Raw genomic sequence first — 20,103 nt, forward strand, 5'->3', positions numbered from 1 at the left:
CGAGGATCACGCGCCGAAAAAGACCTCGGCCTCTTCGTAGCGCTCGGTCGGCACGGTCTTGAGCTCGGCCGTCGCCTCCGACAGCTTCACGCGGACGATGTCGGTGCCGCGCAGCGCGACCATGGTGCCGAAGTCACCGGCGGCGACGGCGTCGACGGCGTGCAGGCCGAAGCGGGTCGCGAGGACGCGGTCGTAGGCGGTCGGCGTGCCGCCGCGCTGGATGTGGCCGAGGACGGCCGCGCGGGACTCCTTGCCGGTGCGGTCCGCGATCTCCTCCGCGAGCCACTGGCCGACGCCACCGAGGCGGACGTGACCGAAGGCGTCGCGCTCACCGGAGTGCAGCACCTCGGCGCCGCCCTCGGGGATCGCGCCCTCGGCGACGACGATGATCGGGGCGAACTCGCGCTCGAAGCGGCGCTCGACCCACTCGACGACCTTGTCGACGCTGAACGGGCGCTCCGGGACGAGGATGACGTTCGCGCCACCCGCGAGACCCGAGTGCAGCGCGATCCAGCCCGCGTGCCGGCCCATGACCTCGACGACGAGCGCGCGGTGGTGCGACTCGGCCGTGGTGCGGAGGCGGTCGATGGCCTCGGTCGCGATGTGCACGGCCGTGTCGAAGCCGAACGTGTAGTCCGTGGCGCCGAGGTCGTTGTCGATCGTCTTCGGCACGCCCACGACGCCGATGCCGTCGTCGGTCAGGCGCTTCGCGACACCGAGGGTGTCCTCGCCGCCGATCGCGACGATGGCGTCGATGTTGTTCGCCGCGATGGTCTCGCGGATGCGGTCGACACCGCCCTCGACCTTGTACGGGTTGGTGCGCGACGAGCCCAGGATGGTGCCACCGCGGGTGAGGATCTCCTCGACGTCCGCGAGGCCGATCTCCTTGGTGAGGTTCTCGATCGGGCCCTGCCACCCGTTGCGGAACCCGACGATCTCCCAGCCGTGTGCCTTGATGCCCTTGCGGACCACGGCCCGGATCACGGCGTTCAGACCGGGGCAGTCACCACCGCCAGTGAGCACACCGATGCGCATCTGCTTCCCCATCTCTCGTGTTCTGTGTCACGCAGACTTTCACGAGCTGTATCGGTGCAGCAACGCGGGGTCTCACCTACCGGACGGGAAACCCGATTTTGCGCCGCTGTTCCTCGATCACCTTCCAGCGCGCGAGGTTGTGCCGGGCGTCGGCGAGGGCGTCGTGGGCGTCCGCCGGAGGCGCGGGCAGCCGGGGGCGGCCGACGTCGTCCCAGCGTTGCCGCAGGTCGCGCGTGAACCGGGGCAACGCGCGCGGCAACGCCGGCATGGCACCCCACAGCTGCGCGAGCGCCACGTGGTCGTAGGCGGCGAACCACGCCCACAGCTCGACCTCGTCGCGCGCGGCGTTGCGGGCGCCGAGGAAGTCGAGCAGGTCCTCGCGGATGCGGTCACGGCTGCGCCACGCCTTGTCCGCGGGCGAGGGCAGCTGGTTGAGGACGTTCTGGCGCACCCACGGCCCCGCGCGATCGGGGTCGAACTCGGTGGACACGGCGTAGAACTCGCGGCCTTCCTCGTCGACCACACCGATCGACACGAGGTCGATCGTCAGCCCGTCCTCGATGAACTCACAGTCGTAGAAAAACCGCACCGCGACACCCTAGGGGTGCGGTCAGCTCGCCTTCTTCTCGGGCACCCGGTCGCTCTTCTTGCCCTGTTCGGGCACGTCGGCGGCCTGCTCCTTGGCCTTGGCCGCGTAGACGTCGACGTACTCCTGGCCGGAGAGCTCCATCAACGCGTACATGATCTCGTCGGTGATGGACCGCAGCACGAACCTGTCACCCGACAGGCCCTCGTAGCGGGAGAAGTCGAGCGGCTTCCCGATCTTGATGCGGATCGGGTACGGCTTCCACATCTTCGAGCCGATGGGGTTGGCCTTGTCCGTGCCGAACATCGCGACCGGGATGACCGGCGCGCCGGACTCCAGCGCGATCCACGCGACGCCGACCTTGCCCTTGTAGAGACGGGCGTCGGGCGAGCGCGTGCCCTCGGGGTAGATGCCGAGCAGTTTGCCCTCGCGCACGATCCGGACGCCGGTGTCGAGCGCTCCCTGCGCGGCGGACGCGCTGGACCGGTCGATCGGCACCTGGCCGACGCCGGAGAAGAACCACTTCTGCAGCTTGCCCTTGATCCCCGTGCCGGTGAAGTACTCGATCTTCGCCGGGAAGGTCACCCGCCGCGACAGCATCAGCGGCAGGAAGAACGAGTCGGAGACGGCGAGGTGGTTGCTCGCCAGGATGGCGCCGCCGTCCTTCGGGATGTTCTCGGCGCCCTCGATGATCTTCGGCTGGAAGAACAGCCGCAGAATCGGTCCCAGGAGGACGTGCTTCATCAACCAGTACAGCACCTTGGGAAGCGCCTCCCTTAAGACCCCGCGAACCTTGATCCCGACAATCAGCCTACGGAGCCGACCGCACCTCACACAACGAGTCCCGTCTTAGTGCGTCACGGCGGTGGCTGAGCCGACTGCCGTAACCCGCAACACATCGCGCCCGTGCAACGATGTGGGGTCAGAGGGTTGCTGCTTTGTGGAGAGGCTCTGGATGAACGCCCGGCGCGACTCGACCGACGGACCGGAGAACGTCGACGAGCTCTTTGCCGAGATCGTCGCGGGTCTCGAACGGGACGGGGTCGGCAAGGACTGGCTCGACCTGGACGAGGCGAACACGGACACCGACGACGGGCCCGACAGCGGTCCGGACGGCGGGCGCGGCGGGCAGGAACCCCGCACGGCGGTCGCCGACGAGCCGGTGCCGGACCTCGACGACGAGCCCAAATACCGAGATCCGGCCGACGAGGACCACTACGTGCCGCCGGAGCCGCCGCCGTTCCCGGTGCTGCGCGCCTCGACGATCGCGGCGCTCGGCCTGTTCCTGCTGGGCATCCTGCTGCTGGTCGCACCAGGCATCTTCGGACTCCAGTCGCGCATCGGCACGCCGCTGTCGCTGGTGGCGCTGTGCGCGGGCGTCGGCTGGCTGATCCTGCGCATGCGCAACACCCCGCCACCGGACTCGGGATGGGACGACGGCGCCCAGGTGTGACAGGTCACGCCGGATTCGGTAACGGCGTGATAACGGCCACTCAAACCTTCAGATAACGATTCGGTCATGCCTACCGTGGCGCCCATGGACCAGATGCAGCACCTGATGATGGCCCGCGCCATGGCGACCCTGAGCAAGAAGGACGCGGAGCGCGCCAAGCGCCGCCGCCCGCGCATCCTGCGCCTGCTCGGCCGCTAGATCCCGGTCCGGCCACACCCGGCTGGACGCTGAACCAGGGTGTTCGCGGCGGGTGAACAACCCCGACACGCCCGCCGCGACACTCCAATATCCGATATATCAGTGTGACTTCTTCCGCAGTGCTTCCGGCTTGTGGACGGCGTCGCGGCCGCTCTTCGCGCTCTCGACCCGGTACTGCGGCTCGTCCGGCGAGGCCTTCACCTCGCGCCCCGCGGCCTCCGTCTCCTCGGTGATCTCCTCCTTCACCTCGCCGTGGGTGGTCGACCCGTGGCTCGACCACTCGACCTCGTCACCTGGCTTCAGCGGATGCTTCGTCATGCCCGGACGGGTACCCCACTCGGACGAACCCATCCGAGCAGGAGGACGACCCGTGCGCGAAGACGAGCGGCAGCAGACGCGTGAGGAGTTCGGCGAGGCGGTCAACATGACGGCGTCGTCGCTCGAGGAGTGGCTCGCGTCGGACGAGTCGAAGCAGGCCGGCGACAAGCAGTCGGGCGAGTCGACCGGGCACGCGTCCGGCCGCCGCATCGTCACGTTGCTGCGCAAGCGGCGCGACGACCTCACCGAGGCCGACTTCGAGCACATGCGCAAGGTGGTCGGTTACGTCCACCGCCACCTCGCGCAACGGCCCGGCGGCGACGTGGAGGACACCCGCTGGCGCTACTCCCTCATGAACCGGGGTCACGACCCCCTCCGGCGCTAGGAGCGCCGCGAGTTCTTGGCCAGCGAGTTCTTGCCCAGCGAGTTCTTGGTGGCCATCTCGCGGGCCAGGGTCGCCGCGCCCACGATGCCCGCGTCGTCGCCGAGCTGCGCGGTGCGGATGCGGGCCAGCGGACGGTGCCCCGCCCCGGTGACGACGGCGGCGTAGCGCTCGCGGGCGTCGTCGAGGAACAGCGGCGCCGAGGTCGACACGCCTCCCCCGATGACGATCACCTCGGGGTCGTAGACGTCGGCGACGAGCGCCAGGCCCTCGCCCAGCCAGCGGGCCAGGTCGGCCATCGCGCGCTTGGCCAGCGGGTCGCCGTCTCGGGCGGCTCCGGCCACGCGGCGGCCCGTCACGGCACGGGAGTCGCCGGCCGCCTCGCGCGCCAGGACGGTGGACACGCCGGGATGTTTGGCCAGCAGTTCCACGGCGGTGGCGCTCAGGGCCGTGCCGCTGCAGTAGCGCTCCCAGCAGCCGTTCTTGCCGCACGGGCAGGGGCGGCCGTCCGGGACGACGCGCAGGTGGCCCAGCTCGGGGGCCACGCCGTGGGCGCCGCGGAAGACCTCGCCGTTGAGCAGCAGCGCGGCGCCGATGCCGGTGCCGATGGCGACCAGCACGGCGGTCTTGGCGCCCCGGGCCGCGCCGAACCGGTGTTCGGCGAGAGCGGCGGCGTTCGCGTCGTGTTCCAGGACCACCGGCATGCCGAGGCGGTCGCTCATGCGGTCGGCGACGTCGGCCTGCCGCCACGCCAGGTGCGGTGCGAACCGGACCGTGCGCCGGTCCGAGGCGATGAAGCCCGCCACGGCGAGGCCGACGGCGCTCACGGTGTGGCGGTCGGCCACCTCCTCGACGGCGGCGACGATCGCGTCCTCGAGAGCGCGCTCACCGGCGGGCGTGGGGGCGCGGGACGTGTCCAGGACGGAGCCGCGCGGGTCCACGACGCCCGCGCGCACGCTGGTGCCACCGATGTCCACTCCGACGGTGAGCACTAGTCGGTCTTCCTGACGACCTTGATGTGCTGCACGCGCTGACCGGCGTCCGGCCGCGGCTCGTCCGCGGGAGGCGGTGGCGTGCCGGGTTCGCGCAGGGCCGCCCGCAGCACCGCGACCAGGCCCGCCGCGTGCTCGGCGGCCTTCGCGGCCAGTTCGGAGCGGTCGCCGCGCAGCAGCGCCACGCCGTTGCACAGCGGGCACCAGCCGCACGTCTCCGGCGTGTGCGTGCCGTCACCCGCCTCGGCGACGCGCTGCAGCCACGGCTGCATCCGCTCGGCGGCGGTGTCGATCAGCAGCCGCAGCTCCTCGGCGAGCTTGCCTGCGTTGTCCTGGGTCATCTACGAACTCCTGATCAGCGCCACGGTCAGCGCCAGAGGGAAGGGTCTGGACGGAACCCCACCGTCACGCCACCCGAGTCCATCTCCGCATCGGTGACGATGCAGCGCCTCAACAACGACGGCAGCGCCACGAGCCGACGCCTGCTGTCGACGGTCAACGCCAGATCGTCGCCCACGCGCGCGAGGTCCAGCTCCGTGTCGTCGGCGAGCGGCAACGCGATCCGCAGCGAGTACCGGGCGTCGAGGCCGCGTCCGCTGCCCGACACCTCCAGCATCGACGTGGCGTCGGCGTCTCCCGGCAACGGGTCCGCGGAGCCGTACAGCTGCTCGGCGACCTCCAGCAGCGCCGGCACGCCCACGGGCTCCGACGCGCGGTGGTCGACCGTGCGGATCTCGCCGATCCCGGTCAGCTCGGCCAGCACCGCGTCCTGCTCCTGCCGGCGCGTGCGCAGCCACGAGGCGGCCGCCCCGCGCGCGGCACCCGGCGAGGGCACGAGGCGGTTCGCGATCACGCTGTCGACCCGGATTCCCTGCAGCGCCAACGCCGTCAGCGTGCGGCGGGTCTCGGCGGCGACGACGCGTTCGGGCGTCAGCACCAGCCGCACCGAGCACGACGACGGGTCCGCGAGCATCGACCGCAACGCGTCCAGCCGTTCCGCGAGACGGCTCAGCGCGTCGGCCGTCGCGTCCCACTTCTCGACGGTGCCGGTGCCCGCGACGCCCGCGAGCAGCCCTCGCACCACGCGCCGGTGCGTGGGGAAGAGCCGTTCGAGGTAGCCCGCGAACGCCTCCGGCAGCGACAGCAGCCGCAACGTCTCCGCGGTCGGCCCGCAGTCGACGACCACGACCTCCCAGGGCCCGGACGCGGCGAGCCGCCGCACCTCGGCCAAAGCGAGCAGTTCCTCGACGCCGGGCAGCACGGTCAGTTCCTCGGCGTCGAGCTCGTCGACGCCGGCGCCCGCCAGCACGGTCCGCAGATGGCCGCGCAGCTCGCCCCACGCCTCGTCCACCAGGCCGCGCGGGTCGATCTGGCACGCGTACAGACCGGCGGATCCGTCTACTTCGGACGGTTCGGCGCCGAGCCGCACGTCGAGAGCGTCGCCCAGCGAGTGCGCGGGGTCGGTGGACACCACGAGCGCCTTGCGGCCGTTCGCCGCCAGCGAGGCGGCGGTCGCGGCCGACAACGTCGTCTTGCCGACCCCGCCCTTGCCGGTGAAGAGCAGGACCCGGCTCAAGCCGCCTTCTCCGCGCGCTTCTTGAGCTCCTTGAGCGCGGTGTCGAGGATCAGCTTCTCGGCCTTGCGGCGGAACAGGCCGATCATCGGGATCACCAGCTGCACCGAGAGCGTGTAGGTGACCTTGGTGCCGGTGCCGGACGGCGCCAGCACGTAGCTGCCCTGCTGCGCCTTCTGCATGGTGCCCTTGACGAGCTCCCACTTCACCGACAGACCGTCGGCGGCCCAGTCGTACTTCAGGGTGTACTCGTCCTTCACGGGACCCTGGTCGATCGCGAACCGCACCTGCTCGGCACGGCCGTCGTCGCGGGAGTCGAGGACCTCGACTTCCTTCATCCCGTTCGCCCAGTCCGGGTACGACGGGAAGTCCGCGATGATCGCCATGATCTTCTCAGGCGGAGCGTCGATGACGATGGACTGAGTGGACTCGTCGGCCATGAACGTGGAGGTTACTCGCGTGGTCACCAGTTGAGGACGTGAGGCTTGCCGCTGCGCTGGAAATGTCCCACGTTGACGCACTCGGTGAAGCCGACCCGCACCCGGCGCGACAGCGGCTGGTGCACGTGCCCGAACACCGACCAGCGCGGACGTTCGCGCACGATCTTGTCCAGCGCGGCCCGCGACCCCCATTCGGGACGGCGCGCGACGACGTCGTAGGTGAGTTCGGGCACCAACGGCGGGATGTGCGTGCACAGCACGTCGACCTGGCCCATCCGGTCGAGCGCGGCGGCCATGTCCTCCTCCGTGCGCAGGTACGGGAACCACGGCGCGTTGGGGTTGCGCACGAGTCCGGGCACCATCAGCCCGCCACCCGCGAACCCGAACCTCAGCCCGCCGATCTCCGCGGCCTCGCCGTCGAGGACGTGCACGCCGACCCCGGCGAACTGCGGCCACAGGTGCGGACTGTCCACATTGCCCGGTGTCGCGTAGGTGGGCGCGGACATGGCCGCGAACAACGCCGTGTACTGCTCCAGCACCGCTTCTTCCACCACGGAACGGGCGTCGGCGAGTCCGTCCCACAGGGAACGGATGTAGCTCGCCGTGTCCGCGCGGCGCGTGCCGCGGCGCAGCTCGGCGAAGATCCCGACCTTCTCCGGGCCGAAGACGCGGCCGAGGATTCCCCTGGAGTGGTCGTGGTAGTCGACGAAGTCGATCAGGTCGCCGAGCACGACCAGGGCGTCCGCGCCCTCACCGGCGCGCGCCAGCGCCTCCGCGTTGCCGTGCACATCCGAGACCACGTGAACCCGCACGTCTCCAACTTAGTTGACGCGCTTGGGGGTGTTCAGCGGGACGCACGTCGAGCAAGATCACACGGACGGAGGGCATCCGGCCGGGCGACCGTCCTCCAGCGTCAGCTTGAGCCCCAGCGAGACCGACTTGGCGTCGAGCTGGCGGCGTTGCACCTCGCGGCGGGCGTCGCGGGGCGCGAACGGCCCGGCGGGTGAGTCAGCGCGGAGGAAGTAGTGCAGCACAGTGCCGTCGAGCACCGGTTCGAGCCAGACCTCCATCGTGCCGACGAGCGCGCCGCCGACGGTCCAGCGCAGCCCCTCCTCACCCCGGTCGGCGTACACGTCGAGCTCCAGGTCGGGCCAGAACAGGCGCCACGAGGAGGGCGTTGAGAAGGCGGCGGCGACCACACCGGGTGGTACCGCCAGGAAGGTCTCGTCGACGACGTCCACGCTGGCCATAAGGACAAAAGGTAACGGAAGGGCGTACCGACCTTTGTATCGCCGGAATCACACGCTAAGTTTCCCCACCAGTAACAAATCACCGTACGGAGGTTGACGTGCGCGAGTTCAGCGTCCCCGCCACCGCCGCTGTGGCTCCGGAGGAGAACCTCACCGACATGGTGTGGGCCAACGCGGAGCGCTTCGGCAACGCCGTCAGCTTCCGCAGGCAGGTCGACGGCACCTGGGTCGACATCACCGCGCGTGACTTCGCCGCGCAGGTCATGGCGGTCGCGAAGGGTCTGGTAGCCGCCGGTCTGGAGCTCGGCGACCGGGTCGGGCTGGTGTCCAAGACGCGCTACGAGTGGTCGTTGCTCGACTTCGCCATCTGGGCGGCGGGCGGCGTCGTGGTGCCGATCTACGAGACGTCGTCGGCGGACCAGATCGAGTGGATCCTGTCCGACTCCGGCGCGACGGCCGTGTTCGTCGAGGCGTCGTCGCACCGCACGATGGTCGACGACGTCGTCGGCAAGCTCCCCGAGCTGCGGCACGTGTGGCAGATCGAGGGCTCGGCGGCCGCGGTCGACGAGCTGACCGCGCTGGGCGCCGAGATCACCGACGAGCAGGTGCACGAGCGCCGCGGTCAGGTGCAGGCGGACGCCACGGCGACGCTGGTCTACACGTCCGGCACGACGGGCCGGCCCAAGGGCTGCACGCTGACGCACCGCAACCTGCTGTCCGAGGTGCGGTCGGCGCTGTCGCGGTTCCCGGAGATCCTCACGGCCGGCAACTCGCTGCTGCTGTTCCTGCCGCTCGCGCACATCCTGGCGCGTGCCCTGTACCTCGCGTGTGTGTACTCGCGGGCGACGCTGGGCCACACCGCGGACGTGAAGAACCTCGTCGAGGACCTCGGCCAGTTCCGCCCGACGTTCGTCGTCGCGGTGCCGCGCGTGTTCGAGAAGGTCTACAACGGCGCGAAGCAGAAGGCGCACGCCGGCGGCAAGGGCAAGATCTTCGACGCCGCCGAGGCCACGTCCGTCGCGTACAGCCAGGCGCTCGACAACGGCGGTCCCGGCCTCGGGCTGCGGGTCAAGCACGCGGTGTTCGACAAGCTGGTGTTCGCGAAGCTGCGCGGCGCACTGGGCGGCCGGGCGATCGCGGCGGTCTCCGGCGGCGCGCCGCTGGGTGACCGGCTGTCGCACTTCTTCCGCGGCGCGGGCATCCCGGTCTACGAGGGCTACGGCCTGACGGAGACGTCGGCGGCGGCCTGCGTGACGTTCCGCGGCCAGGAGAAGGTCGGCACGGTCGGCCTGCCGGTGCCCGGCACGTCGGTGAAGATCGCCGACGACGGCGAGATCCTCATCAAGGGCGACATCGTCTTCACCGGCTACTGGAACAACGAGGCCGCCACCAAGGAGGCCTTGGAGGACGGCTGGTTCCACACCGGTGACATCGGCGAGCTCGACGACGACGGGTTCCTGAAGATCACGGGCCGCAAGAAGGAGATCATCGTCACCGCCGGTGGCAAGAACGTCTCCCCCGCGCAGCTCGAGGACCGGATCCGGGCGCACCCGCTGATCTCGCAGTGCATGGTCGTCGGCGACAAGCAGCCGTTCATCGGCGCGCTGATCACGATCGACCCGGAGTTCTTCCCGTCGTGGAAGGAGTCGCGCGGCAAGCCCGCGTCGGCCGAGGTGCCCGACCTGATCGAGGACGCGGACCTGCTGGCCGAGATCCAGGCCGTGGTGGACGAGGCGAACAAGTCGGTGTCGAAGGCCGAGGCGATCCGCAAGTTCCGGGTGCTGCCGGTCGACTTCACCGAGGCGGGTGGCGAGATGACGCCGTCGCTGAAGCTGAAGCGCTCGGTCGTGGCGACGACGTACTCGGCGGACATCGACGCGATCTACGCCAAGTAGTCCCAGGTAGGAATGCGCGAAAGGCCCAGGAGCTGAGAGAGAGCTCCTGGGCCTTTCGACCCCCAGCGATCGTGATCCGCGGAGTGCTCCGCCGAACCCGAGAAGTTTGTTGCCCCGGCCCCCCGACCGGGACGTGGAGAAGATTGCCGTACGGCGCTGACGTATCGCTGACGCGCCGATGTCACTCGGCGACAGCGCGCCAATAGGCTGTGCGGCAGAGGGGGATCATCCGGCTCGCACGAGGGGTAGGCAATGGCTTCGGGTCCGCAGTTCCGGCTGCTCGGCCCGTTGGAAGTACGCCTGGACGGCTCCGCTGTCGTGTTGCGGGCGGGCAAGCACCGGGCGTTGCTGGCGGCGTTGCTGCTGCGGCCGAACCGCGTCGTTCCCGTGACGGAACTCGTCGAGCACGTGTGGGGGGACACGCCGCCCGCGCGCACGCGGGGCACGTTGCAGACGTACGTGATGCGGTTGCGCGCGGCGTTGGGTGATCCGTCGTTGATCCAGACGGCCGCGGACGGCTACCGGATGCGGGTGGATCCGCTGGCCGTGGACGCGCACCGGTTCGCCGACGCCGCTGCTCGCGGGCGGGTGGCGGTCGCGGCGGAGGACCTGGAGACGGCGCGGAAGGCGTTCGCCGAGGCGTTGGAGCTGTGGCGCGGGCCGGTGCTGTCGGACGTGCCGTCGGAGACGTTGTACAGCGCGCACGCGCCGCGGCTGACCGAGCTGCTGATGACGGTGCACGAGCAGCGGATCGACGTGGAGCTCGCGCTGGGCGACCACGCCGACCTGGTGCCGGAGCTGTTCGCGCTGACGCGGGACCACCCGTTGCGGGAGAGGTTCTGGGCGCAGCTGATGCTGGCGTTGTACCGGTCCAGCAGGCAGGCGGAGGCGCTGGAGGCGTTCCGGCAGCTCGACCGGACGCTGGACGAGCAGCTGGGCATCGACCCGTCGGCGGAGCTGCGGTCGTTGCACCAGGCGATCCTGATGGGGTCGCCCTCTCTCGCGGCGCCCGTTGTGGCCGCGGTGGTGGCGCGGGAGCCGGCGGCGCCGATGCGGCTGCCGGACGACATCGCGGACTTCACCGGGCGGGCGGCGCACGTCGAGCGGATCTCCGGGCTGGTCACGGGGTCGGTGCCGATCGTGACGCTGGCGGGGCCTCCGGGGGTGGGCAAGACGACGCTGGCGGTGCACGTGGCGCACCTGTTGCGGGACCGGTTCCCGGACGGGCAGCTCTACGTCGACCTGCGCGGCTACGCGCTGGGCGCGCCGGCGGACGGGGTCGACGTGCTGTCGCGGTTCCTGCGGGCGCTGGGGGTGCCGCCGGACGAGATCCCGCCCGACCTGGACGAGCAGAGCACGATGCTGCGGTCGTTGCTGTCGGGACGGCGGATGCTGCTGGTGCTGGACAACGCGTCGGCGCCGGACCAGGTGCGGCCGTTGCTGCCGGGGACGGCGTCGTGCCGGGTGATCGTGACGTCGCGGGACGACCTGCGCGGGCTGATCGCCCTCAACGGCGCGCGGACCGTGCCGGTGGATGTCTTCCCACCCGCCGAGTCCGTGCAGCTGCTGACGTCGCTGCTGGGACCGGGCTCGCACGCCGAGCTGGCCGAACGCTGCGGGCACCTGCCGCTGGCGTTGCGCGTGGCAGCGGCCTACCTGGCGGGGCGCGGTGACGTGACGATCTCCGGCTCGCCGATCGAGCTCGCCTACGCCGCCCTGCCGCCGGCCCCTCAACGCCTGTTCCGGCTGTTGTCGCTGGTCCCGGGCCCGGACTTCACGGCGGAGGCGGCGTCCGCGCTGGCTGACGTCGACGCCGAGGGCCTGCTGACGGTGCTGGAGATCGCCCGCCTCGTCGTCTCCTCGGGGCCCGGCCGCTACCGCTTCCACGACGAGCTCGTCCGCTACGCCGCCGCGTTGCGCGAGGAGTCCGACAGCCCGTCCGAGCAGCAGGCCTCCTGGAACGCCCTGCTGAACCACTACCAGCGCGGCGTCGAACGCTGCGCCGAGCTCCTCTACCCCGGCATCGTGCGGCTGGCGTCGTCGGCAGCGGGCCCCGCACCCAGGATCTCCGGCTCCGCGGAGGCCCTGGCCTGGCTCGACGCGGAACGCCCGAACCTGATCGCCGCCATCCGCCACGCCGCCGAGCACGGCCCCGCCGTCATGGCCTGGCAGCTGGCCGACGCCCTGCGCGGCTACCTCTGGATCGGCCAGCACGTCGGCGAGTGGCTGGCGACGGCCCACCACGGCCTGCAGGCAGCCCAGGAGTCCGGCCACCGCCCGGCCGAGGCGGCGATGCACGCCAACCTGGGCACCCTCTACCTGCGGCTCGGCGAGTACGCGCGCTCGGTCGAGCACCACGACCACGCCGTGGCGCTGTACCGGGAGCTGGGCGACGAGGACGCCGAAGCGGGCGTGCTGAACAACCTCAGCCTCGTGCACCGCCGCTCCGGCGACCTGACCGCCGCCCGCGAGGTCCTGCTGCGCTGCACGGAGATGCTGCGCTCGTCGTCGGCCGACACCGTCAGCACCAGCCTCTACAACCTGGGCCAGCTCTCCGTCGAGCTGGGCGAGATCGACGGCGCCGTCGACCACTTCTCCCAGGCCCTGGCCCTCGCCCCGAACGCCGACAGCCACACCTACCTGGGCATGGCCCTGCGCCTGCAGGGCCGCCTCGACGAGGCCCGCGCGCACCTCGGCCGGGCCCTGGAGATCGGCAACGTCCCGGCCGGCGAGGCCGAGACCCTGGAGAACCTGGCCGCCGTCGAACTCGCCGCCGGCAACACCGACGCGGCCGCCTCGCTGGCCACCCGCGCCCTGCGGCTGGTGGCCGACGGCGGCGACCAGCAGGTGGCGACCTCCGCCCGCATCACCCTGGGCGAGGTGCGCCGCGCCCAGGCCGACCTCGACGCCGCCACCGACCTCTTCCAGCAGGCCCTCACGACGGCCCGGCGGATCGGCTACGCCTCGGGCGAGGTGCGAGCGTTGATCGGTCTCGCCCTCGTCCTGCGCGATCACGGCCGCGACGCCGACGCCCGTTCCGCCGCTGACGAGGCCGTGCGGCGCGGCGCCGAACTGGGCCTGCGCGCCCTGGAACTCCGCGCCCGCGACCTCACCTGACCTGAACCGATATCCGATATATCAGTGCACGGTCGAATGACAACGTTGTCTTCGACAGCACACTTCCGTCAAGCTCGACGACATTGATGTTGACGACATTGACGCTGATGTTGACGACGACATTGACGACGTCCATGCAGTCAACCTCGTCGTCAATGTCGTCAACATCAGCGTCAACATTGAGGGCGTCGTCAATGTTGACGTCACTGTCGTCAACGTCGTCAAGTAACGCGACACATCGGGTAGTGCAGTCAGCCGATGAGGGTTTCGAGGCGGTGCGCGAGCTGGTCCCAACGCCAGTGGTCGCTGACCCACTCCCGGCCGGCGCGCCCCATCTTGGCGGCGGTCTCGGGGTCGGCGAGCAACGAGGCGATCCGTTCGGCGACGGCGTCGACGTCGAGGCCGTCGACGACGTTGCCGGTGATGCCGTCCCGCACGGTCTCCGGGGCGCCGCCGGACCGTCCGGCCACGACCGGCAGCCCGGTCGCCGACGCCTCCAGGTAGACGATGCCGAGCCCTTCGACGTCGAGGCCGCGGCCGCGGGTGCGGCAGGGCATCGCGAAGACGTCGCCTGCGTTGTAGTGCGCGGGCAGTTCCTCCCACGGCACGGACCCGGTCAGCACGACGTCGCGCGAGCCGGCGGCGAGCTTCTCCAGCGTCGCGCGGTACGGGCCGCCGCCGACGATCAGCAGCGCGGCGTCCGGCACCGTCCGCTGGATCAGGGGCAACGCGCGGATCAGCACGTCCTGCCCCTTGCGCGGCACCAGGCGCGACACGCACACGATCACCGGCCGGTCGCCCAGCCCGTAGCGGCGGCGCATCTCGGCGCGCGCGGCCGGGTCGGGGCGGTACTGCTCGGTGTCCACACCGGACGGCAGGTGTTCGAGCGCCGCCATCGGCCCGAACGCCGCCGCGAACCGCGACCGGGTGTAGCGGCTGACGTAGGTCACGACGTCCACACCGGACCCGATCGCCCGCAACGCCTGCCGCGCCACCGGCAGCATCGACCAGCCGACCTCGTGCCCGTGCGTGCACGCCACCGCGCGGCTGAGCCCGAGTGACGGCGCCAGCAACGCGAGCGGTGCCGCCGCCCCGAACCACGCCGCGTCGCACGACTCGGCGCGGGCGATCGAGCGGGCGCGGGACAGGACGTCCGGCGTCGGCAGCATCAGCGACGTGGGGTGCCGCACCACCGGGAACGGCTGCTCGGCGTCGAACTCCCGCGCGCCCTTCCACTTCGGCGCGTACACGACCAGCGAGTCCGCGGGCATCCGTGTCGCCAACGCGTGCAGGTAGGACTGGATGCCACCGGGGCGGGGCGGGAAGTCGTTGGTCACCAGCAAGGTTCGACGCACGAACCAACGCTATCCGATGCTCGTTCGCAGGAACTCGCGCCAGCCCGCCACGTCGACGGCACCGGGGTCCACCGCGGACAACGACGCGGTGCGCAGGAAGAAGTCCACGACGCCGCGCTCCCCCAGCCGCGACTCGAGGTACACCATGATCGAGTACGCCTGCTGGTAGGCGAGATCGCGACCGGGGCCGCCGAAGTCGGACGGCAACGCCGAGACGTCCGGCTCGAGCAGCGGCGCGGCCTGCCGGAGCGACAACCCCAGCCCGTGGAACGCCACCCAGTCCGCGAACCCCTCCACCAGCCACAGCGGCGCCGAGTCCGAGGTCAGATCGCGGGTGGCGACGTGCGTGATCTCGTGCCGCAACAGCACCCGCAGTTCCAGGTCCGTCAGCGCCGCGGCCCGCACCCGGTTGATCACGACCTTCTGCCCGGAACCGTCTCGGATGGCGATCCCCGCCATGTCCGCGAACGCGGGCCCGACGAGCGCGACGAGTTCGCCGTCCGAAGCCGGCACGACGACGTCGACGTGGCGAGCCCAACCGATATCCAATATATCGCCGACCTCGCGCACGGACGAGTCCAGCAACCCCGACACCCGCGCCGCCAGCTCTCCATCGCAGGAACTGCTGGTCACGGTGCCCGACGACGCCGTCAGCACCGACTCGGTGCACCGGTCGGTCGCGGTCGACCGCGACTCGACAGGCCGCAAGGCGACGCTGACGCCCAGCAGGAACGTCATGGCGACGGTGACCGCCATCAACGTCCGGAGGTGCTTCACCGGCGCAACGCTAGCCCTCGATGCGCCGGATCACCGCGATGGGCCCGATGGCGTCGATGGGCGCGATCTTCACCGGCTGCCCCTCGGTCGAGGCGTGCACGGCGCGCTGGTTGTCGACGGCCATGGCCACGTGGGAGCGGCTCGGGTAGTAGACGATCAGGTCACCCGCGCGGACCTCGCCGCGCGACACGACGCGCCCGACCCCGGCCTGGCCGCCGGAGGTGCGCGGAATCGTGTACCCGGCGGCGGCGTAGGCCTTCATCGTCAGCCCGGAGCAGTCCCAGCCGTCTGGCCCGAGGCCGCCGTACTGGTAGGAGTCGCCGCGCTGCCCCAGCGCGAACGTCAGCGCCTGCCCCGCCACCCCTGCCGGCACGCCGACCTGCGCGCGGTCCCCCGGATCGCGCAGCTGGTTCACGACGGGCGCCGGCAGTCGCGTGAGCGCCGCCCGCACCTCGTTGATCTGCGTCTGCAACGCCGCGTTGCGCGCGTCCAGGTCGCCCTTCAGCTTCTCGGCCGCCGCGGTCGTCTCCGCGGCCCGCGCGCGGGCGTCCTCCGCGACCTGGTGCGCCTGCTGGGCCTGCTCGACCGCGCCGGACAGCCGCGCGAGCGACTCCTCCTTGTCCGCGGCCAGCACGCGCATCATCTCGAGGCGGCTCAGGAAGTCCTGCTGAGAGTCCGCGACGAGCAGCGCCGACAGCTGGTTGAACCGGGCGCCTTCGAACGACGCCTGGGCGATGAGGTCCACCTGGCCCTGGAAGTCGTCCCTGTCGCGCTTGGCCTGCCGCTCGACCTGCTGCGCCGCTCCCACCGTCGCGGTCGCGCGTTCGAGCTCGCCCTTGCGCTTCACGAGGTCTTCCTGCGCGCGTAGGACCTCTTCGTTGAGCTTCGTCGCCTGCGCGGTCAGATCCGCGTACGCGCGCGCGGGATCAGCCGGTTGCGCGGCTAAGGACACAGCCGGAGTCACCGGAACCAACAACAAGAGAACCACGAGAACGCGGGTGAAGTTGCGCGACATGAGGTCGCCGATCCCCTTCGCCAGAACCAGACCGCCAAGATCGACGGCGTCAGGCTACCGGGTGATCAAACGCGCCCGAGACGGGCCAGCAGCACAGCGGACGGCACCGGGTGCGCACCCCGCCGCCGCACCGAGTCCGCGACCGCGCGATCCGACGTCACCACCACCACGGGCCGCCCCTCGGGCTCCGCGGTGACCAGCGCACGGATCACGTCGTCGGCCAGCACGCCGGGGTCGCTGAAGAGCACGCGCACGCCACGAGGAGCCGCCGCGGGCACGGCCACCACACCGGCGCCGTCGAACACCAGCGTCACCTCGGCTCCCGTGCGCGCCGCCAGCACCGCCAGCTGGTGCACGAGCCGATCGCGCTGATCCGACAGCGACAGCTCCGGATAGCCCGTCTTCGTGACGTTGTAGCCGTCCACCACGAGGTGCACGGCGGGCAACGCCAGCAGCCGGTCCAGCGCCGCCGGGTCCTCGACGCGCCCCACGGCCCCCTGCGACGCGCTGGCGCCCCGCACGAGGTCGGCGGGACGCGGCCCGCTGCCTCCGAGCGCCAGCTCGCGGCGCAGGCCCGTGACGGCACCGTCGAGCGTGTCCACGAGCAACGCGAGCCGCACCTCGTCGGCCTGCCTGGCCTCGCGGGCGGACTGCCGCGCCACCTCGGCGTCGGCGATCGCGCGCTGGGCCTTGCCGCGCTCGGTCTCGGCGCGTTCGCGTTCGCGGTCGCGTTCAGCCGAGACCCGTTTGACCTCGTCCGCGGTGCGCACCTGGATCTTGTCGACCTCGGCGGCCGCGGCCTCGGCGGCGTCCTTGGCCTCGCGCAGCTTCACGCCCTGCTCGCGCAACCGCTTGCGCAGGCGTTCCAGCTCGACTTCGGCGTCCGCGCGGACGCGTTCGGCGGCGCCGTCGAGCTGCGTGCGCTCGGCCCGCAGCCGTTCCAGCTCGCCTTCGAGCCGTTCCGCGCGCACGACGGCCGCGTCCCGTTCCGCGCGCAGCGTCGCGTCACCGACCCGCCGCGACACGAGCTCCACGTAGTGCAGCGCGACGTCGTCGCCGGTCAGCACCGCCGCCGCGGCCGCCGTCACCGGGTCCGGCGACGTCACCTCCAGCGTCGACGGCCGGTTCTTGCGCAGCCACTCGACCACCGCGGTGCGGAAGTTCGCCGAGTCGCGCAGCCCCGCCACCACCTGCGAGCCGCCCAGCCTGGCGCGCTTGGTCGGCGCGAACTTCGCCACCGGACGCAGGTGCTGCGGCACGTCGACCTTCGCCATCTCGCCCAGCGCGTCCGCGCCCAGTTCCGCGAGCCGCACCCGCAGCGGTTCCGGCAGCGCCGACCAGTCCACAGTGGATTCCTCAGGGGACTCTTCCACCGCGGACTCACCCGCCTCCTCAGCAGGCAGGTCGATCTCCGGGTCGGGCATCGGGTCGGGCACCCCCACAGGCTAGAGCCCTCGCACTCGAGCAACGCACGGACGTGTCCGCCCTTCGGAACAACGATCTGGAAAAGATCACCCGATCGCCACTCCAATGGAGCAACCGCAGGTCAGAGCGGCCCCGAAGATCAGCTCCGAAAATTGTCAGACCCCGTCGCTAACGTCAGCGACCGTGACCGGACAACTGTCCTTCGACGAACTCGGGACGCCCCTGCGCGACACGACGTTCGTCGTCTTCGACCTGGAGACGACGGGCGGCAGCCACGAGGAGGACGCCGTCACCGAGATCGGTGCGGTGAAGGTGCGCGGCGGCGAGATCCTCGGCGAGTTCGCGACGCTCGTCGACCCCGAACGCGGCATCCCGCCGCAGGTGGCTCAGCTGACCGGGATCACGCAGCTGATGGTGACGGGCGCGCCCACGATGAAGACGGTGTTGCCCGCGTTCCTGGAGTTCGCCGCCGGGTCGGTGCTGGTCGCGCACAACTCGGGCTTCGACGTCGGGTTCATGAAGGCCGCCTGCGAACGGCACGGCTACCGCTGGCCGAAGCCGTCGGTGGTGTGCACGGTGAAGCTCGCCCGCCGCGTCCTGAGCCGCGACGAGGCCCCGTCCTGCCGCCTGTCCGCGCTCTCCGACCTCTTCCACACCGAGACCAAGCCCACGCACCGCGCGCTCGCCGACGCCCGCACGACGGTCGAGGTGCTGCACTCGTTGCTGGAACGCGTCGGCAACGTCGGCGTGCACTCGCTCGAAGAACTGCTGGCGTACCTGCCGGAGGTGACGCCGGAACAGCGCCGCAAGCGCTCCCTGGCGGCCCACCTGCCCAACTCGCCGGGCGTGTACCTGTTCCGCGGCCCGAGCGAGGAGGTCCTCTACGTGGGCACGGCGTCCGACCTGCGCCGCCGCGTCCGCCAGTACTTCACGGCCAGCGAGGGCCGCCGCAGGCTGCGCGAGATGGTCGCTCTCGCCGTCCGCGTGGACGCCGTCGAGTGCGCACACCCGCTGGAGGCCGAAGTCCGCGAACTGCGCCTCTTACGCGCACACCGCCCCGCCTACAACCGGCGTTCCAAGAACCCCCACCACGCCTGGTGGCTGACCCTGACCGACGAACCCTTCCCCCGGTTCTCGCTGGTCCGCACACCGCGCGACGGCGCCCTGGGCCCGTTCCGCACACGCCAGGCCGCCGAGTCGGTCGCCGACGCCCTGCTCGACGCCGTGCCGCTGCGCTCGTGCACCATCAAGATCCCGGCGACGAACCAGCGCGCCTCCCCCTGCGCCCTCGCCGAACTGGACCGCTGCCAGGCCCCCTGCGCCGGCAGGCAGACCGCCGCCGAGTACTCCCCCGCCGTCGTCGCCGTGCAGGACCTCGTCGTGGGCCGCAACGCCGACCCGCTCCACACCCTCGTCACCCAGCTCAACGGCCTGGCCTCGGCCGAGCGCTTCGAGGAGGCGGCCCGCCGCCGTGACCGCCTGGCGGGCCTGGTCCGCTCCCTCGACCGCGCCCAGCGGCTCGCCGCCCTGGCCGCCCTCCCCCAGCTCGTGGCCGCCAGGCCGGACCGCGAGGGCGGCTGGGAGTTCTCCGTCGTCCGCTACGGCCGTCTCGCTTCCGCGGGGGTGGCTCGCCGGGGCATCCGCCCGATGCCGGTGGTCGACGCGCTCGTCGCCTCCGCCGAGACGGTCGTCCCGACGCCCGGCCCGCTCCGGGGCGCCCCGCCGGAGGAGGCCGGTGTCGTGCTGCGCTGGCTCGACCAGCCCGGCACCCGCCTCGTGTACGCGGACGAACCGTGGTCGTCGCCCGCCGCTGCCGCCGCGGCCTGGGTGCCGTGGGCCGAGCAGGCCGCCGGGGCGCGCCCGCCGCTCGACCGCTGGAACTGACGCCGCCGGTGATCAGGCGGTAGGGCAGACTACGGGTGCTCGAGCCACCCAGACCCCGAGGAGGACGCCGTGGTCACCGCCATCGTGCTGATCCAGGCCGCCGCCGAACGCATTCCCGAGGCTGCGCAGGAGATCGCCGACATCGACGGAGTCACCGAGGTGTACTCGTGCGCCGGCGACGTCGACCTGATCGCGCTGGTGCGCGTCAGCAAGCACGAGGACCTGGCCGCGCTCGTCCCCGGCAAGATCAGCAAGGTGGCCGGCGTGCTGAACACCGACACGCACATCGCGTTCCGCAGCTACTCGAAGCGCGACGACGAGGCGGCGTTCGCCATCGGCCTCGACGACGCCCAGTAGGAGCCGCAGACAGACGAAAGGCCCCCGTGGAGTTCACGGGGGCCTTTCGCG

General features: G+C 71.5%; 22 protein-coding genes. 7 read left to right on the forward strand and 15 right to left on the reverse strand.

The annotated features are described in order from the left end of the window. Positions 1–6 precede the first annotated feature (6 nt). From ACQEU1_RS16240 to ACQEU1_RS16250, 3 genes are all read right to left on the reverse strand, one after another. Complete coding sequence (locus ACQEU1_RS16240; protein WP_433211525.1) at positions 7–1,035, reverse strand: 6-phosphofructokinase; 1,029 nt, start codon at positions 1,033–1,035, stop codon at positions 7–9. A gap of 76 nt (positions 1,036–1,111) precedes the next feature. Next, a complete protein-coding gene (locus tag ACQEU1_RS16245) occupies positions 1,112–1,624 on the reverse strand; it encodes a polyadenylate-specific 3'-exoribonuclease AS (protein ID WP_433201716.1) in 513 nt (170 codons plus the stop codon). Positions 1,625–1,645: 21 nt separating this feature from the next. Continuing rightward, the gene (locus ACQEU1_RS16250; RefSeq protein WP_433201719.1) at positions 1,646–2,380 is read right to left on the reverse strand and encodes a lysophospholipid acyltransferase family protein; all 735 of its coding nucleotides are present in this window, start codon (positions 2,378–2,380) and stop codon (positions 1,646–1,648) included. Between the two features lie 181 nt (positions 2,381–2,561). On the opposite strand from ACQEU1_RS16250, the gene ACQEU1_RS16255 reads away from it, so the two are divergent. Both ACQEU1_RS16255 and ACQEU1_RS16260 read left to right on the forward strand, forming a co-directional pair. Continuing rightward, positions 2,562–3,074, forward strand: coding sequence for a hypothetical protein (locus ACQEU1_RS16255; RefSeq protein ID WP_433201722.1), 513 nt, complete (start codon positions 2,562–2,564; stop codon positions 3,072–3,074). A gap of 66 nt (positions 3,075–3,140) precedes the next feature. Further along, positions 3,141–3,272 carry a hypothetical protein gene (locus tag ACQEU1_RS16260; RefSeq protein WP_382439742.1) on the forward strand — a complete coding sequence of 44 codons (132 nt, stop codon included), beginning with the start codon at positions 3,141–3,143 and terminating at the stop codon, positions 3,270–3,272. A 99-nt stretch (positions 3,273–3,371) separates the two neighbouring features. Here the strand turns inward: ACQEU1_RS16260 and ACQEU1_RS16265 are convergent, their stop codons facing one another. Further along, on the reverse strand, positions 3,372–3,590 hold the full coding sequence (locus tag ACQEU1_RS16265; protein ID WP_433201725.1) for a DUF2945 domain-containing protein: 219 nt from the start codon (positions 3,588–3,590) through the stop codon (positions 3,372–3,374). A gap of 52 nt (positions 3,591–3,642) precedes the next feature. Here ACQEU1_RS16265 and ACQEU1_RS16270 point away from each other — a divergent pair, with 52 nt between their 5' ends. Continuing rightward, positions 3,643–3,975 carry a DUF3140 domain-containing protein gene (locus ACQEU1_RS16270; protein WP_433201728.1) on the forward strand — a complete coding sequence of 111 codons (333 nt, stop codon included), beginning with the start codon at positions 3,643–3,645 and terminating at the stop codon, positions 3,973–3,975. Here ACQEU1_RS16270 and ACQEU1_RS16275 read toward each other — a convergent pair. From ACQEU1_RS16275 to ACQEU1_RS16300, 6 genes are read right to left on the reverse strand one after another with little or no spacing between them, the layout of a single operon-like run. Next, entirely contained in the window at positions 3,972–4,964 is a 993-nt protein-coding gene (locus ACQEU1_RS16275) for an ROK family glucokinase (protein ID WP_433201731.1), read from the reverse strand. The two genes, ACQEU1_RS16270 and ACQEU1_RS16275, sit on opposite strands and share 4 nt — an antisense overlap. Continuing rightward, a complete protein-coding gene (locus ACQEU1_RS16280) occupies positions 4,964–5,305 on the reverse strand; it encodes a hypothetical protein (protein ID WP_433201734.1) in 342 nt (113 codons plus the stop codon). Before ACQEU1_RS16280 ends, ACQEU1_RS16275 begins: the two co-directional genes overlap by 1 nt. Before the next feature lie 26 nt (positions 5,306–5,331). Continuing rightward, positions 5,332–6,540 (reverse strand): ArsA family ATPase, encoded by a 1,209-nt coding sequence (locus ACQEU1_RS16285; RefSeq protein ID WP_433201737.1) that lies wholly within the window; start codon positions 6,538–6,540, stop codon positions 5,332–5,334. After that, positions 6,537–6,977: an SRPBCC family protein gene (locus tag ACQEU1_RS16290; RefSeq protein WP_285647274.1), complete on the reverse strand. Its 441-nt coding sequence runs from the start codon at positions 6,975–6,977 to the stop codon at positions 6,537–6,539. Before ACQEU1_RS16290 ends, ACQEU1_RS16285 begins: the two co-directional genes overlap by 4 nt. A gap of 23 nt (positions 6,978–7,000) precedes the next feature. Continuing rightward, positions 7,001–7,789: a metallophosphoesterase family protein gene (locus ACQEU1_RS16295; protein WP_433201740.1), complete on the reverse strand. Its 789-nt coding sequence runs from the start codon at positions 7,787–7,789 to the stop codon at positions 7,001–7,003. Between the two features lie 57 nt (positions 7,790–7,846). Continuing rightward, entirely contained in the window at positions 7,847–8,227 is a 381-nt protein-coding gene (locus ACQEU1_RS16300) for a polyketide cyclase / dehydrase and lipid transport (protein WP_433201743.1), read from the reverse strand. Between the two features lie 98 nt (positions 8,228–8,325). On the opposite strand from ACQEU1_RS16300, the gene ACQEU1_RS16305 reads away from it, so the two are divergent. Together ACQEU1_RS16305 and ACQEU1_RS16310 are read left to right on the forward strand one after the other, a co-directional pair. Continuing rightward, positions 8,326–10,122, forward strand: a complete 1,797-nt coding sequence (locus ACQEU1_RS16305; protein ID WP_433201746.1) for an AMP-dependent synthetase/ligase — start codon at positions 8,326–8,328, stop codon at positions 10,120–10,122. Between the two features lie 252 nt (positions 10,123–10,374). Further along, positions 10,375–13,239, forward strand: coding sequence for a BTAD domain-containing putative transcriptional regulator (locus ACQEU1_RS16310; protein ID WP_433201749.1), 2,865 nt, complete (start codon positions 10,375–10,377; stop codon positions 13,237–13,239). Here ACQEU1_RS16310 and ACQEU1_RS16315 read toward each other — a convergent pair. The 5 genes from ACQEU1_RS16315 to ACQEU1_RS16335 all read right to left on the reverse strand — a co-directional run bounded on the left by ACQEU1_RS16315 (position 13,232) and on the right by ACQEU1_RS16335 (position 17,810). Further along, the gene (locus tag ACQEU1_RS16315) at positions 13,232–13,375 is read right to left on the reverse strand and encodes a hypothetical protein (RefSeq protein ID WP_433201752.1); all 144 of its coding nucleotides are present in this window, start codon (positions 13,373–13,375) and stop codon (positions 13,232–13,234) included. The genes ACQEU1_RS16310 and ACQEU1_RS16315 overlap by 8 nt on opposite strands. A gap of 115 nt (positions 13,376–13,490) precedes the next feature. Further along, on the reverse strand, positions 13,491–14,594 hold the full coding sequence (locus ACQEU1_RS16320; protein ID WP_433201755.1) for a glycosyltransferase family 4 protein: 1,104 nt from the start codon (positions 14,592–14,594) through the stop codon (positions 13,491–13,493). A 9-nt stretch (positions 14,595–14,603) separates the two neighbouring features. Then, positions 14,604–15,371, reverse strand: coding sequence for a hypothetical protein (locus ACQEU1_RS16325; RefSeq protein ID WP_433201758.1), 768 nt, complete (start codon positions 15,369–15,371; stop codon positions 14,604–14,606). A gap of 10 nt (positions 15,372–15,381) precedes the next feature. Next, a complete protein-coding gene (locus tag ACQEU1_RS16330) occupies positions 15,382–16,323 on the reverse strand; it encodes a C40 family peptidase (protein ID WP_433201761.1) in 942 nt (313 codons plus the stop codon). A gap of 128 nt (positions 16,324–16,451) precedes the next feature. Next, on the reverse strand, positions 16,452–17,810 hold the full coding sequence (locus ACQEU1_RS16335; protein WP_433211528.1) for an NYN domain-containing protein: 1,359 nt from the start codon (positions 17,808–17,810) through the stop codon (positions 16,452–16,454). Positions 17,811–17,994: 184 nt separating this feature from the next. Between ACQEU1_RS16335 and ACQEU1_RS16340 the strand changes: the two genes are divergently transcribed. Beyond that, on the forward strand, positions 17,995–19,695 hold the full coding sequence (locus ACQEU1_RS16340) for a DEDD exonuclease domain-containing protein (RefSeq protein ID WP_433201764.1): 1,701 nt from the start codon (positions 17,995–17,997) through the stop codon (positions 19,693–19,695). Between the two features lie 69 nt (positions 19,696–19,764). After that, positions 19,765–20,052, forward strand: coding sequence for an Lrp/AsnC family transcriptional regulator (locus ACQEU1_RS16345; protein WP_045309335.1), 288 nt, complete (start codon positions 19,765–19,767; stop codon positions 20,050–20,052). The last annotated feature ends 51 nt before the right edge of the window (positions 20,053–20,103 follow it).

Source organism: Lentzea sp. CA-135723, assembly GCF_050936595.1.
GTDB lineage: Bacteria > Actinomycetota > Actinomycetes > Mycobacteriales > Pseudonocardiaceae > Lentzea.

Excerpts from the sequence above, each read along its gene's own strand:
- ACQEU1_RS16335 (WP_433211528.1), bottom strand. The coding sequence starts at position 17,810 with ATGCCCGACCCGGAGATCGACCTGCCTGCTGAGGAGGCGGGTGAGTCC.
- ACQEU1_RS16240 (WP_433211525.1), bottom strand. The coding sequence starts at position 1,035 with ATGCGCATCGGTGTGCTCACTGGCGGTGGTGACTGCCCCGGTCTGAAC.
- ACQEU1_RS16290 (WP_285647274.1), bottom strand. The coding sequence starts at position 6,977 with ATGGCCGACGAGTCCACTCAGTCCATCGTCATCGACGCTCCGCCTGAG.
- ACQEU1_RS16260 (WP_382439742.1), top strand. The coding sequence starts at position 3,141 with ATGCCTACCGTGGCGCCCATGGACCAGATGCAGCACCTGATGATGGCC.
- ACQEU1_RS16315 (WP_433201752.1), bottom strand. The coding sequence starts at position 13,375 with ATGGACGTCGTCAATGTCGTCGTCAACATCAGCGTCAATGTCGTCAAC.
- ACQEU1_RS16265 (WP_433201725.1), bottom strand. The coding sequence starts at position 3,590 with ATGACGAAGCATCCGCTGAAGCCAGGTGACGAGGTCGAGTGGTCGAGC.
- ACQEU1_RS16280 (WP_433201734.1), bottom strand. The coding sequence starts at position 5,305 with ATGACCCAGGACAACGCAGGCAAGCTCGCCGAGGAGCTGCGGCTGCTG.
- ACQEU1_RS16300 (WP_433201743.1), bottom strand. The coding sequence starts at position 8,227 with ATGGCCAGCGTGGACGTCGTCGACGAGACCTTCCTGGCGGTACCACCC.
- ACQEU1_RS16310 (WP_433201749.1), top strand. The coding sequence starts at position 10,375 with ATGGCTTCGGGTCCGCAGTTCCGGCTGCTCGGCCCGTTGGAAGTACGC.